Annotated in this window: 8 protein-coding genes; 3 read left to right on the forward strand and 5 right to left on the reverse strand. The window is 70.8% G+C overall.

What is annotated here, in order from left to right; translation table 11 throughout:
• Positions 1-28 precede the first annotated feature (28 nt).
• The 4 genes from ahcY to ALLO2_RS01135 all read right to left on the reverse strand — a co-directional run bounded on the left by ahcY (position 29) and on the right by ALLO2_RS01135 (position 5964).
• The gene (ahcY, locus tag ALLO2_RS01120; RefSeq protein WP_023840013.1) at positions 29-1465 is read right to left on the reverse strand and encodes an adenosylhomocysteinase; all 1437 of its coding nucleotides are present in this window, start codon (positions 1463-1465) and stop codon (positions 29-31) included.
• A 34-nt stretch (positions 1466-1499) separates the two neighbouring features.
• A complete protein-coding gene (locus tag ALLO2_RS01125) occupies positions 1500-4025 on the reverse strand; it encodes an RND family transporter (protein WP_108913675.1) in 2526 nt (841 codons plus the stop codon).
• A 367-nt stretch (positions 4026-4392) separates the two neighbouring features.
• Positions 4393-4599 (reverse strand): DUF1918 domain-containing protein, encoded by a 207-nt coding sequence (locus ALLO2_RS01130; protein WP_035729341.1) that lies wholly within the window; start codon positions 4597-4599, stop codon positions 4393-4395.
• A 144-nt stretch (positions 4600-4743) separates the two neighbouring features.
• Complete coding sequence (locus tag ALLO2_RS01135; RefSeq protein ID WP_011438805.1) at positions 4744-5964, reverse strand: acetyl-CoA C-acetyltransferase; 1221 nt, start codon at positions 5962-5964, stop codon at positions 4744-4746.
• Positions 5965-6178: 214 nt separating this feature from the next.
• On the opposite strand from ALLO2_RS01135, the gene ALLO2_RS01145 reads away from it, so the two are divergent.
• Entirely contained in the window at positions 6179-8128 is a 1950-nt protein-coding gene (locus tag ALLO2_RS01145; protein ID WP_023840015.1) for a C2 family cysteine protease, read from the forward strand.
• A gap of 21 nt (positions 8129-8149) precedes the next feature.
• Here ALLO2_RS01145 and ALLO2_RS01150 read toward each other — a convergent pair whose 3' ends face one another.
• Positions 8150-9067 carry a universal stress protein gene (locus ALLO2_RS01150; protein ID WP_023840016.1) on the reverse strand — a complete coding sequence of 306 codons (918 nt, stop codon included), beginning with the start codon at positions 9065-9067 and terminating at the stop codon, positions 8150-8152.
• Positions 9068-10187: 1120 nt separating this feature from the next.
• Here ALLO2_RS01150 and ALLO2_RS25280 point away from each other — a divergent pair.
• Entirely contained in the window at positions 10188-11678 is a 1491-nt protein-coding gene (locus ALLO2_RS25280) for a hypothetical protein (RefSeq protein WP_035729079.1), read from the forward strand.
• A 142-nt stretch (positions 11679-11820) separates the two neighbouring features.
• On the forward strand, positions 11821-13572 hold the full coding sequence (locus tag ALLO2_RS01160; protein WP_035729084.1) for an FAD-dependent oxidoreductase: 1752 nt from the start codon (positions 11821-11823) through the stop codon (positions 13570-13572).
• Positions 13573-13646: the final 74 nt, after the last annotated feature.

A 13646-nucleotide genomic window follows, 5' to 3' on the forward strand; every position in this document is an offset into this window, starting at 1 on the left:
CGGAATCGGCGCGAGAGGACCGGACCGATCAGTAGCGGTAGTGGTCGGCCTTGTACGGACCCTCGACGGGCACGCCGATGTAGTCCGCCTGCTGCTTGGTCAGCTGGGTGAGCCTCACGCCCAGCGCGTCGAGGTGCAGCCGGGCGACCTTCTCGTCGAGGTGCTTGGGCAGCACGTATACCCCGACGGGGTAGTTTTCGGTCTTCGTGAACAGCTCGATCTGCGCGATCACCTGGTTGGTGAAGCTGTTCGACATCACGAAGCTCGGATGTCCGGTGGCGCAACCGAGGTTCATCAGCCGGCCCTCGGCCAACACGATGATCGAGTGGCCGTCCGGGAACACCCACTCGTCGACCTGCGGCTTGATGTTGATCTTCTCGATGCCGGGGGTCCTGGCCAGGCCGGCCATGTCGATCTCGTTGTCGAAGTGCCCGATGTTCGACACGATCGCCTGGTGCTTCATCGCAGCCATGTGCTCGGCATGGATGATGTTGAAGTTGCCGGTCGTGGTGACGAAGATGTCCGCCGTCGCGACGACGTCCTCCAGGGTGGTGACCTGGAAACCGTCCATCGCGGCCTGCAGGGCGCAGATCGGGTCGATCTCGGTGACGATCACCCGGGCTCCCTGGCCGCGCAGCGCGTCCGCACAGCCCTTGCCGACGTCACCGTAGCCGCACACCACGGCGACCTTGCCGCCGATGAGCACGTCGGTGGCGCGGTTGAGACCGTCGATGACGGAGTGGCGGCAGCCGTACTTGTTGTCGAACTTCGACTTCGTCACCGAGTCGTTGACGTTGATCGCCGGGAATGCCAGCGTGCCGGCCTTCGCCATCTCATAGAGACGGTGCACGCCGGTCGTGGTCTCCTCGGTGACGCCCTTGATGTTCTTCGCGGTCTCGGTCCACCGACCCGGCTTCTGCGCGATGGTGCGGCGCAGGGTCTCCAGGACGATCGCGTACTCCTCGCCGTCCGCGGCGTCCGTCGCGGGGACCGCGCCGGCCGCCTCGAACTGGGCGCCCTTGTGGACGAGCAGGGTCGCGTCGCCGCCGTCGTCGAGGATCATGTTCGGGGTGCCGCCGTCCGGCCAGGCCAGCGCCTGGTCCGTGCACCACCAGTACTCCTCGAGGGTCTCGCCCTTCCAGGCGAAGACCGGCACGCCCCGCGGGTCGTCCTTGCTGCCGTTCGGCCCGACGACGACGGCGGCGGCCGCGTGGTCCTGGGTGGAGAAGATGTTGCAGGAGACCCAACGGACGTCGGCGCCGAGCGCTACCAAGGTCTCGATCAGCACCGCGGTCTGAATTGTCATGTGCAGGGAGCCCATGATGCGGGCGCCCCTGAGGGGCTGGCTGGCCGCGTATTCCGCCCGGGTGGCCATGAGGCCGGGCATCTCGTGCTCGGCAAGCCGGATCTCCTTGCGGCCGAACTCGGCCAGTGCGAGATCCGCGACCTTGAACTCGAAACTCATGCCCTCTCCTTCGACGCTCGGGCGGCTGCCGAGCCTATACGGCGGATGTCTCGTCCCGGTTTCCACCCGCCATCGGCCGCGGCCGTGATGCGCCGGCCTTGGAACGGGTTTCTTGAGCGTCCCACATGTCGCCGTGTTGACGAAGACCCGGTCCGGTTCTGTCGACCGCCGGGCCCGGGTCGTCCTGGCGCGGCTGGTGCACCCAGCCGCGTTCGTCCGCCCAGATCAACAGGGGTGGGAGGACGACCAGCGCGGACAGCAGGGCGATGGCGACGTTGAGGGCGACCAGCAGACCGAAGTCACGCAGCAGCGGTAGGGAGCTGAAGGCCAGGACGGCGACCCCGATCACGGCGGCGAGCGCGGAGACCACGAAGGCGCGTCCGGTGCGGGCCGCGGTCTGGTCGACGGCCTCCTTCGGCGTCAGGCCGCGTCGACGCTCTTCCAGGTGGCGAAGCACGAGCAGGGTGGTGAACTCGCTGCCCAGCGCGATGACGAGCGGGCCGCCGACCGCGGTGAGCGGGCTGAGATCGACGCCGACCAGCCAGGCGATCATGGAGCTGAGCCCGACCGCGATCAGCACCGGCACCAGCGACAGGACCGCCCGGACGATGCTGCGGTGCCAGACCAGCAGCATGAGCAGGACGCCGACCAGCGCGAAGTAGGTCAGCTGGGTCCGGTTCTTCGTGAAGTTCTCCAGCAGCCCGGTGCCGACCACGACGAGGCCCGACGGGGTGGCGCGTACCCCTTGCGGCGGATGGACCGTGTCCCGGATGTCGTCGACGATTGCGGCCTGCCGTTCCAACGAGCCCGATCCGGTACGGAAGACGAGGTTGAGCGCGTTGTGGGCCAGGTTCACCGTGGCGCGCTGGAGGTCGGGCGGTGCCGCGGCGTAGCCGAGCCGGACGTCCTGACCCGTCGGCAGGACGACCGTCGTGTTCGGCACCTCCATCATGAAGCTGATGGTCGTGACGAGGCTCGACGCGGTCAGCAGGTCGGCCGGGTCCTTCGCGAGCCGGGTGTTCGCGAACTCGGCGAGGAAGGCGACGGTGGCGTCGTCGAAGACGTTCGGTGACTGGACGTAGATGCCCAGCTCGCTGGCGGATCCGGTGCTCGCGCGCAGCGTGTTGATGTTCTTGATGACCTGACCCTGCTGGTCGACCCATTTCTCCGGATCGGTCTGGATCTTCAGTGTGCCGTCGGTGACGATCCCGACGGCGAAGACCGCGACGGACACGGCGACGAGCGGGAGCGCGGTGATCCGTGGCAGGGACCCCAGGGTGATCACCGTCCGACCCAGCGGGCCGTGGGTGTAGTCCTTCGGGGGGGTCGGCCGGCGACGTTCCCGCAGGCCCAACGAGGCGGTGAGGAACAGGATCGTGGCGATGACGATCACCGGCAGGCCCAGGGCGAGCAGCGTGCCGAAGTCCCGGATCATCGGGACGTCGCTGAACTCCAGCGCGAGGAAGGACAGCACCGCGGCGACGGTGGCGACACTCAGCGCGGGCAGCAGCCCGGCCAGGGCCGCGGTGACGGGATGGCCGGCCCGGGCCAGTTGGGCCTCCTCCTCCACCCGGCTGTGGAGCTGGACGGCGAAGTCGATGCCGACGCCGAGCAGCACCGGCAGACCGGAGATGGTCACCACCGACAGCGGGACACCCGCGTAGCCGGCGAGGCCGAACGCCCAGATGAGGCCGACGGCGACGACGCCGAGCGGGAGCAGCCGCCAGCGCACCGCGAAGGCGACGAGCAGCAGGCCGGCCATCAGTGCCAGGGAGATGCCCCCGAGGGTGACGAACCCGCCGCGCAGGTAGTCGTTGAGGTCGCGCAGCAGCGCGGGCGCCCCGGTCGACATCGTTGTCGCATTATCGAACATGCGTTCGGACGCGGCCTTCTCGGCCAGGGTCGCGGCCTGGCCCTCGGTCGTGAGGGAGGCGTTGCCCCGCAGTCGGGTGACCATCTGGCTGGTGGATTCGGTCGGGAAGAACGGCTTGATCGACTTACGGATGGCACCCGTGTTGTCGCGGAGCAGGAAGGAGACCCAGGCCGGGTTGTCGTAGACCCGCTCGGCCACCGGGATCGCCTGCATCCGCCGCAGTGTCGTGACGGAGTCGGCGAGGCGCCGCTGGGCGGAGACCGGATCCGGATCGCGGCGCTGGGCACCGAGCAGGATCTTCCCGGCGGGGCTGTTGACGGGATTGCCGTCCGGGCTCGTGACCAGGTTGTTCGTGAACTCCAGCGCCGTGAGCGGGGTGATCACCGATTCGATCCGGTCATCGGCGTCGAGGCTGGCCTGCAACTCCCGGAACTGGCTGATGTTGCGCTTGGTGAATAGGTCCTCGAGTCGTTCGCCCTTGTCCAGGGTGAACAGCGTGACCATCGCCTGGCCGCCGAAGAGGGACTGGTAGGCGACGTTGTCCCGGGCGACCTGGGAGTCGGGGTTCAGATAGTTGTCCTGGCCGGTGGTGAATTCCAGCCGGGTGGTTCCGAACCCCAGGGCGGCGGTGACGAGCAGCGCCACGACGGCGACGATGCCCGAGCGCCGACTGACCGTACTGACCATACGGGCGAGTGCCGCCGATGGCCCGGACCGGCGGTCCGGGCCCGACCCGTGCTCCGGTTCCGAGGTGCGGCCTGGCTCCGACCGGTGTTCGGGCCGGCCGGGATGATCGGCTGGATCGTCGGTGGAGGGGGAAGGCGTCGACATCGGTCACGCTCCGGAGTTATCCGCGTTGCCTCCGGATCGACGCGCGTTACCTGTCGGTCCGACGGCTGTGTCCCTGCTGTATAGCGCAGCAGGTCACACCGCCTGAAGGCCCCGGGGCAGCCGATTTCGCCGGAAAATGTTTCAGGCGATCAACACGCCCCGGGCCTGGCTCCCCGGGCTCGGCTACCGTCGCCATCCTCTCCGGGGTCGGACGTGCCCGGGGTCAGACGCCCGCGGACTCCCGTGACGGTCGGAGTTCGACGAGCGAGTCGTAGCTCGGGAAGAAGAGTCCCTCGTGCCCGTCATCCCAACGCACGACGAACGGCGGGCCTCCGTCCTCGCCGCGTACCTCGACCACGGTCCCGTGTCGTTCCGGGCTGCCCACCGTGCGGCCGTGGACGACGAACCTCTCTCCGACGGATGCGAACATCATGATGGTCGACCTCCCTGCCGGGCGATCCGGTCTGCTCTGCCTGGATGCTCCGGTGACCGATCGCATGCGCGTGCTCTTTCTGCCTAGCACGGAGCGTCGGTCGCGGCAGACCCGAAGCCCGAAAGGTCGCGAACTCCCGGTTCAGGACAGCCGCTCGACGACCAGCGCCATGCCCTGCCCGCCGCCGACGCACATTGTCTCCAGGCCGATGGTCGTGTCGGTGGTGCGTAGTCCGTTCAGCAGGGTGGTGAGTAGCCGGGCGCCGGTCATCCCGAACGGGTGACCGAGCGCGATCGCGCCACCGTGCACATTCAGCTTCGCGACGTCGAGCCCGAGCGCCCGGTAGGTCGGGATGACCTGCGCCGCGAACGCCTCGTTCAGCTCTACCAGGTCGACGTCGTCGATCGTCATCCCCGCCCGGGCCAGGGCCCGCCGGGACGCCTCNACCGGGGCCAGGCCCATGATCTCCGGTGACAGTGCGCTGACGCCGGTGGAGACGATCCGGGCCAGCGGGGTGATGCCGAGCTCGCGGGCCCTGGTGTCGCTCATGACGATGACCGCGGCGGCTCCGTCGTTGAGCGGGCAGGCGTTGCCGGCCGTGACGGTACCGTCCGGGCGGAACACCGGCCTGAGAGCGGCCAGCGCCCGCATCGTGGTTCCCGGCCGGGGACTGTCGTCGCTGTCGATCACCCCGCCGTCGGGCAGCGGCACCGGAATGATCTCCCGCTTGAAGAAGCCGTCCGCGACGGCCCGCTCCGTCAGGTTCTGCGAGCGGCAGGCGTACTCGTCCTGTTCGAGGCGGCTCACACCCGCGAGCTGGGCCACGTTCTCGGCGGTCTGCCCCATGGCGATGTAGACGTCGGGCAGCTCGCCGGCCGCCCGGGGATTCGTCCAGGGCGCGGACCCCGCCTGGGCACGGGCCGCCGTACGGGCCTGGGCCTCGCAGTAGCGCGGGTTCTGGGTGTCCGGCAGGCTGTCGCTGTTGCCCCTGACGAAGCCGCTGACGACCTCCACCCCGGCGGCGATGAACGCGTCACCCTCTCCCGCGCGCACGGCGTGCGCAGCCATCCGCAGAGCCTGCAGGGAGGATGCGCAGTACCGGGAGACCGTCGTGCCGGGAACGGTGTCGAACCCGAGGCTGACGGCGACGACGCGGCTGATGTTGTGTCCCTGTTCGCCTCCGGGTAGCCCGCAACCGAGGATGAGATCGTCGATGTCGGCCGGGTTGAGGGCCGGAACCTGGTCCAGGGCTGCCCGGACGATGATGGCCGCGAGGTCGTCGGCCCGCATCCCCCGCAGCGAACCCTTGAACGCCCGCCCGATCGGTGATCGGGTTGCGGCGACGACAACGGCCTCGGTCACATGCCCTCCCAGTTCTCGGTGTTCTTGGTGTTCTTGGCGTTCTCGGTGTTCTTGGCGGCAGGGTCGCGGAGGCCGTGGTCCCTGCGGCCAAATGATCAAAACCCTAACGCGGACGAGCGCCCGCGGTCGCGGGTGGCCGAGCCGACGCGGCGAGGGGGACCCGTCGGGTTACGCTTTGATCATCCCGTCGCCAGCGAGCCGGATGGCGTGCCCGATGCGAGCAGACCTTGGTACACCCCGTGATGTCGCGGCCCTCGCCGCGGCCGCGGGCGAGCTGCGCGAGTGCGCCGCCCGGCTGCGCCGACTCGTCCCGGAGGTGGCCGGGGTGCTGGCCGGTGCGCGTGCCGCCGACACCCCGCGGGCATGGCGGTCACCGTGGCGGATCCGGTGCGCCGCCCGGCTGGACGACTGGCAGCGGGCGCTTGACGTCGGCGCCGGGGTGCTGCGCGATCGGGCCGGGCTGCTCGACTGGCTCGCCGAGCGGTACGACGAGCGTGCCCACGCCTTGCGCCTCGGTCTAGGCGCGGCTGCCGTGGTATCCGCCGACGAGCTCGCCCGGCTGCGCCGGTTCGACGCGTCCGGCGGCGTCGGGAACGACCCACGGGTGTGGATGCTGGCGCACGGACTGGCCACCGGTGGCGTCGAGGGCGATGCCGGGGGGAGGGAGGACCTGCCCGGGGCTATCGGAGGCTCCGGCGATGCCGGCGACGCTGGGGGCAGGCCCGCCGTGAAGGTCCCGATTGACGAAACCGTTCTGTTCGATCCGGTCCTGCTGGGCGTCCTGTCCGACCGCCTGCGGGCGGCGGGCGACCGGTCGGCCGCCCTGGCCCGAGCCGTCGCCGCGGACGGGGGACGGTTGAGCCGGCTGCCCGATCCGTTCGGCGGCGTGGACTGGTCCGATCCGCACTGCCTGTTCGGGGAGCGCAAACCGTCCGCTCCGGCTGGCCTGCTCGGTCTGGCTGGCTCGTCCGGACGGGACGACCCCGTCGGGTTCGGACTGCACGCGGTCGCTGTCGGAGCGCCGGCCATGGCGCGCGGCATCGACCGGCGGATGGCGCGTTTCGCCGCGGCCGAGCTGGTCGCCCGCATCGGCACGGATCCGGCGACGGTGACCGTCAATGATCTGACGGCGATCAGCGTTCGGCTGGCTGGCCTGTCCGCGGCGATGCGCCAGGCGGTCATCTCCCGGCTGCGCGGCCGGCCTCTGGCGGTCCTTGCCGCGGTGGCCGCCCGGGTGATCGAAAATCCGAGCCCCGGCATCCTTGGTTACCTGCCGGCGCTGGCCGACCTCACCGACGCCCTGATCGCCGGGGCCTCCTCGGCCATGATCGGAGACGTCCTGCTGGCCTTCCCATGGCTCGAACCCGGCTACCCTGTCGTCCGCGGACGCCCCGGCGAGGTCGTGGCGGTCGACCGCACCGGCGACCCGACGGTGCGTGACGGGATCAGCCCGAGCGATGTGGGGCAGGGCGGCGTCGCCGACTGCTACCTCGTCGCGGCGCTGATCGGCATCGCCCGCCAGGATCCCGGACTACTCGCGGAGCGGCTGCGGGCCAACCCCAACGGTACTGTCACGATCATCATGCACCCCCGCGGACCGGCCGGCGCCGGCGTGGGCGTCACCGTCACGGCCAGCCTGCCCGCTCGTCGGGTCCAGCCGCCGTACGGGCGATCGGAGGACGAGGCACCCGGGCCGCGGGCGCCGGGCACCTCCCGGTCGCGTGCGGCTGGGTACGAGGAGGTCGCGATGGACGGCGACGACGCGGCGGGACGGCCGGAGCTGTGGCCGGCGCTGTACGAGAAGGCCTACGCCCGGCTGCACGGCGGCTATCCCGCCATCGAATTCGGAAATGCGGCGACGGCCCTGCGGACGCTCACCGGGCGATCGGCGCACGTGTTCGCCGCCCACGAGGCGACCGTTCCCGCCCTCGGGGAGCTCCTCGCCGACGGCGAGGTGGTGATCGTGACCACCCGGCGTCGAACCCGGCCCGGCGGACTCGTCGCGGCGCACGCCTACACCCTGCTCGCCGTGGACGTGGCGCGCCGGCGGGTGCTGCTGCGTAATCCGTGGGATCCGGCGCCCGGGCAGAACAACGAGCGGTGGTACGCCTGGGACGGGATCCTCCCGGATACGCATGCGGTCGTGCACGGCCCGACCCGTTAACGGTCGGTGGCTGCCGCCCCGCTACCGCTGCCGAATGATCGCCACCGGGGTGGGGCAGTGAAGCATGCACTGGTGGCTGACCGATCCCAGCAGCAGCTCGGCGAAGCCGCCGTGACCGCGGGCGCCGACGACGACGAGATCGCACTCGCGACCCTTGACGATCAAGGCCTGGGTGGCCGAGGCGGGCAGCACCACGGCCCGTAGGTCTAGTCCGGCCGGCAGCTGGCCGCGGTCGCGGACGCCCGCGATGGACTCGTCGAGCACGGCCCGGGCCTGGTCCTCCAGGGCCTGGGTGATCTCCCCCGGTGCCTCGGCGAACGGCAACGGGATCGCCGCGAGCCAGGCGTGCACGGCGATCAGCGGAACCCCGCGCAGTGCGGCCTCCCCGGCGGCCCAGGCGAGGGCCGACAGTGCGTTGGGGGAGCCGTCCACACCCACGGCGATCGGTCGGGACGGTCGGGACGGTCGGGACGGTGCGCCGGCCGGGGTCGTGCCTTCGGCGGCGGTCGCGCCCGAGCCGGCGGTCGCGGCCTCGACGTCACCGCGGGCGATCACGATCGGAACCGTGGCGTGTACGGCGACGGAGGCACTGACCGACCCGATCCGCAGCCGGTGCAGCAGCCCCTGCCCCCGGGCGCCGACCACGATCATGCGGGCGTCGCGGCCGACCGTCAGCAGGGCCTCCGCACCCGGCAGGTCCACGGCCTGCTCCGTTACGGAGACGATCGATCCCGGTGGCGTGACCGCCGTCACGGTTTCGTGCAGCGTCCGCTCGGCCGCCTGCGCCAGGCCGGCACGCATCCCGGGCTGGGCCGGACCACGGGCGAAGCCGATCACGGCTTGGATGCCGCNCCCCTGCCACTCCGCCTCGGTGAACGCCCAGCGCAGCGCCGTGTGGGAGCCCTCGGAACCATCGACCCCGACCACGATGTCGGCCATCGTCCGCCTCCTTCGAAGCCCGGTCCGGGATACCCGGCTGGTCGGCCGGGAACCCCGTCCGCCCGCGGGGGAGGCCAACGCGGGGGAGGCCAACGTGGAGTGGAGCTGCCCGCCGATCAACAGCTTCCGGTGTTGTTTTCGTGTGTTCGGGCCAGGTGAACCCTACGTTGGACCATCCTTCCCACCCGTCGGCGTGATCCATGGTGAGAAGTGGTGAATGGTTGGGTCACCGGTCCCCGGTAACCCCGTCGTCGGACCGGAAGCCACTGGGCGCCAGCCGCTCCCCTGCCGTGATCGATCGATAAGACGACGAGGTACGACAATGGAGGTCCACGATCTCTGTTGTCGGTGACGGTGGTTGGCGTCCGTTGTGTGGCGGCGGGTCGATCGGGCGAGGTGGCTGTTCCCGTCCGGCCTCGCCGGGCAAGGACGAAGAATGCCGTGACCGGGCGGTCCGGTTTCTCCCGGTGTTCCGGTTCCCGGCGATTTTTCTTGTGCGCCGAGTCCCGTCGTAGTTNCGGATACCGGTGGGCCGGTTCAACCGGTGAGCGCGCCCGGACTTTCCTCCGCACGTGCCGTGGGCAGGATGTACTCGGGCGCGGTCACCGTGGCGGCCATCCCTCCGGCCATCCCTCCGGCGAGGTGCGGGGGGATCCTCCACGCCGCCGAGTCCTCCTCCCCGGGGATGCAGTCCCGCCGGGTGACGCGGTAATAAGGAATTGAATATGACGGATTAAAAATCGATTTCTGGTGTCACCCGATGAGGTTGAAGGCAGGGAGAAGAACTGCTCGGGAGGTCTTTCCGGATGGCCCGGTGTGGCCTTTTCGTGGCCGCCGGCCCCATCTTTTGCTTTGCGTCAGTCGCGCGATGTTTGATGCGTCTGTCGCACCACGAGTCCCCAACGAGGGTGATGAAGTCATGTCCTCTTCATGTGAATGTGGTGGCCCTCCCCAGGAGCCTCCCCTCCAGGCACGGAGTACCGTGCCTGGACAGACGTTGACCGGTCCCCGACCCACCGAACCCGTTCAGGTCGGCATGATCCCCGGGCANCCCGCCCCGGTCCGCTCGGGCGGGCGCAGTCCGTCAGCTTCGAGTGACCCCGCCGAGGAAGGGAGGCATGTGGCGTCGGCCGTGACCCAGCTTGCCCTCCCCGGTGCTCTGGTTCTGGTCCGTGCGCAGGAGCCGGGCACGCTGGTGTCCGATCGCGGGGGATGGCAGCGGGCGGTGCTGCGGGCGGCCCTGCCGTCGGCGGCGAAGCTGGTCGCGTTGACGCTGGCGAGCCACGTCGCCGAGGTNCCGCNGGCGGCGCCCGCCGGTGCCGCGGTGAGCGCCCCCGGCCTGGTCACCCTGGTCGCGGAGACCGGTTACAGCCGGACCCACGTGCAGCGCCAGATCACCAGGCTGCGCAACCAGGGCTGGTTGGCGACGGTGGCCCGGCCTGCGGCTGGCAGGACGACGCGGTTAGCCCTGAGCATCCCCGAGGCCGCCGTACGGGCAGGCGAGGTCCGCCTGGTCGAGGCCGACGTCGCATCCTCGCCGGCGGCTCCGGCGTCCGCGGCTCCGGCGTCCGCGGCTCCGGCGTCCGCGGAGGCCGGCTCGGCAACCGCCGCCTCGGCCGCGCCCGCTCGTCGGCGCCGCGGCGGTCGCCGTGGCCGGATCGGCCTGCGGACGGCGTCTGCGGTCGGCCGTCGTCCCCGGGCGATGGCGTCCGTGGCGGGCGATGGCTCGCCTGGTGCCGCCAGCCCGGCGGTCAACCTCGCCCCCTCGAGGGGCGCCGACCGCCCGGACAGCGCCGGTTCGGATGATCCGGACACCGCCGGTTCGGATGATCCGGACACCGCCCGTTCGGATGATCCGGACACCGCCCGTTCAGACCAGCCGGAGCCGGGTGACGCCCGAGCGGACGGCGACCCCCAACCGGCTCCGGCCGTGGGCACCGTCGATCCCGCCACCCGCGGGGCCGTGACGGACGAGCCACACGTCCTGACGGACGAGACCGCTGGGGCAGCGGACGCGTCGACTCCCGAACCGGAGCGGGGCGCCCCGACAGTCCCGTTGCCCCCTCCGCCGCCCGAGCCGATGACCCTGGCCGCCAGCCAGGTGATCACGGTCCTCGCGAACGCGATGCGGCGCCCGACGTCCGACTACCTGGCTATCTACCAGAAACTGCGGGTGATCCTGGAGGAGGACAGCTGGGAACCGGTTGAACTGGCCCTGCATCTAGTGCACATCATCACGACCGGTGTCCTGGTCGGGGATGGCGACGAGATCGACAATCTGTCCTGGCGACTCGATCGCCTGCCCAGGGCGTCCGCCGACTGCAACTGCCGCGCCTGCCTGGAGAACCGGGGGATCAGGACCGGACCGACGCCGGGTTCCACCGTCCCGAACCAGGGGCGCGGGCGCTACACCCGCACCGCGAAGGAGAGGGGACCCGCGCCCGGACGCCCAGGATGGGAGGCCTACGGGTCCCGAGCCGCCCGCCCGGAATCCGAGGCGCCGCCCGTGTCGATCCCGCGGCCACCGCTGGAGGCTATCGAGGAGGCCGCTCGCGCGGGACGTGCGCATGCCCAGATGGCGAGCCAGTCGGCGGCTGACGGCGCGGCCTGAGCCGGTCGACCTGTGGTCCGGGTCGCTCGCCGCGGCGAGCGGCGGCGGGCCGCGGATGGTGACGGTCAGTGGCGGATGGTGTTGCATAGTCCCAGCGACAGCCCATCATGGGAAGTCATGGTGACTTCGGTGGACGACACCCGTGGCTGATTCCGGGTCGGACGGCGGCTATGACGCCGACGTGATCGTGATCGGGAGCGGGTTCGGCGGCAGCGTCAGCGCGCTACGGCTCGCGGAGAAGGGCCATCGTGTCCTCGTGCTGGAGGCCGGTCGCCGGTTCACCCCGGACACGCTGCCGAAGAACAGCTGGCACGTTCGCCGGTATCTGTGGATGCCGCGGTTGGGCTGCCACGGTATCCAGAAGATCACCTGGTTGGGTCGGGTCGTGGTGCTGTCCGGAACGGCGGTCGGTGGCGGCTCGGTCGTCTACGCGAACACGCTGTACCGCCCGCTCGACGCCTTCTATACCGACCCGCAGTGGCGGGACATCACCNACTGGCGCCGTGAGCTGGAGCCGTTCTTCGACCAGGCCGAACGCATGCTCGGGGNGAATCCCAACCCGACGACGACGTACTCCGACGAGGTGTTCCGCACGGTCGCCGAGGAGATGCGGGTCGGGTCCACCTTCGCGGCGGCGCCGGTCGGTGTCTTCTTCGGCCGCGACGGCAGCCGGGAACCCGGCGTGCGTGTCCCTGACCCGTACTTCGGCGGCGCCGGCCCGGCTCGGACGGGATGCGTAGAGTGCGGGGAGTGCATGAGCGGCTGCCGTCGAGGGGCCAAGAACACCCTCGACTGTAACTACCTGTACCTGGCCGAGCGGGCCGGTGTGCGGGTAGTCCCGGACACCACGGTCACGGCTGTCCGGCCACGCTCGACCGGCGGGTATGAGCTCGACATGGTCCGGACGGGGGGNCTCGTCCGGCGTCGGCGACGTACCCTCACCGCGGAGCAGGTCGTGTTCGCCGCCGGCACCCTGGGCACCCAGCGGCTGCTGCTGGCGATGAAACAGAGCGGTGACCTGCCGGCGTTGTCCGACCGGCTCGGTCATCTCACCCGGACGAACTCCGAGGCGATCCTGGGCGCATCCAGGCTGCGCCCCGATCAGCGGATCGCCCGGGGAGTCGCGATCACCTCGTCCTTCCACCCCGACGAGCACACCCACATCGAACCCGTGCGCTACGGCCGGGGGAGCANCCTGATGGCACTGATCAGCGCGTCGATGACCGACGGCGGCGGGCGGGTGCCGCGCTGGCTGAAATACCTGCGTCAGGTCGTGCTCCACCCACATCAGGCGCTGGCGTCGTCACTGCCCTGGCGATGGTCCGAGCGGACCATCATTGCGCTGGTCATGCAGTCGTGGGACAACTCGTTGATCGTCTCCCTGCGCCGTGGGCCGTTCGGTCTCGGCTGGCTGACGAGTCGGCAGGGACACGGTGAGCCGAACCCCTCCTGGATCCCGGAGGGCAACGATGCCGCCCGCCGGATCGCGGCCAGGATGGGCGGCTACCCCGGCGGGTCGATCGGCGAGATCGCCAACATCCCGCTGACCGCGCACATCCTCGGCGGGGCCCCCATCGGCACGGATCCCACCACCGGAGTGATCGATCCCTACCACCGGGTCTTCGGATACGAGGGGCTGCACGTCGTCGACGGCGCCGCGGTCTCGGCGAACCTCGGCGCGAACCCGTCGTTGACCATCACTGCGCAGGCCGAACGGGCGATGTCCTTCTGGCCGAACAAGGGGGAACCCGACCCGCGCCCACCTCTCGGGGCGGCCTACCGGCCGGTTGCGCCGAGAGCACCGGCGCACCCCGCCGTCCCAGCCGGCGCTCCCGGGACCTACCGCGTGGTCGGCCCGGTCGGCCCGGTCGGCCCGGTCGCGGGGACGAGGTGACCGGTTGCCGGATGCTGGCCACGAGCTGCCGGGATGCGGGTGCGTCCGGCAGCCACGCTTTGCCCGGCACGTCG

The organism is Frankia sp. Allo2, from assembly GCF_000733325.1.
In the GTDB taxonomy this organism is placed as follows: domain Bacteria; phylum Actinomycetota; class Actinomycetes; order Frankiales; family Frankiaceae; genus Frankia; species Frankia casuarinae.

Bases quoted from the DNA above. Each gene is read 5' to 3' on its own strand.
- ahcY (WP_023840013.1), bottom strand. From the start codon at position 1,465: ATGAGTTTCGAGTTCAAGGTCGCGGATCTCGCACTGGCCGAGTTCGGC.
- ALLO2_RS01125 (WP_108913675.1), bottom strand. From the start codon at position 4,025: ATGGTCAGTACGGTCAGTCGGCGCTCGGGCATCGTCGCCGTCGTGGCG.
- ALLO2_RS01130 (WP_035729341.1), bottom strand. From the start codon at position 4,599: ATGTTCGCATCCGTCGGAGAGAGGTTCGTCGTCCACGGCCGCACGGTG.
- ALLO2_RS01145 (WP_023840015.1), top strand. From the start codon at position 6,179: ATGCGAGCAGACCTTGGTACACCCCGTGATGTCGCGGCCCTCGCCGCG.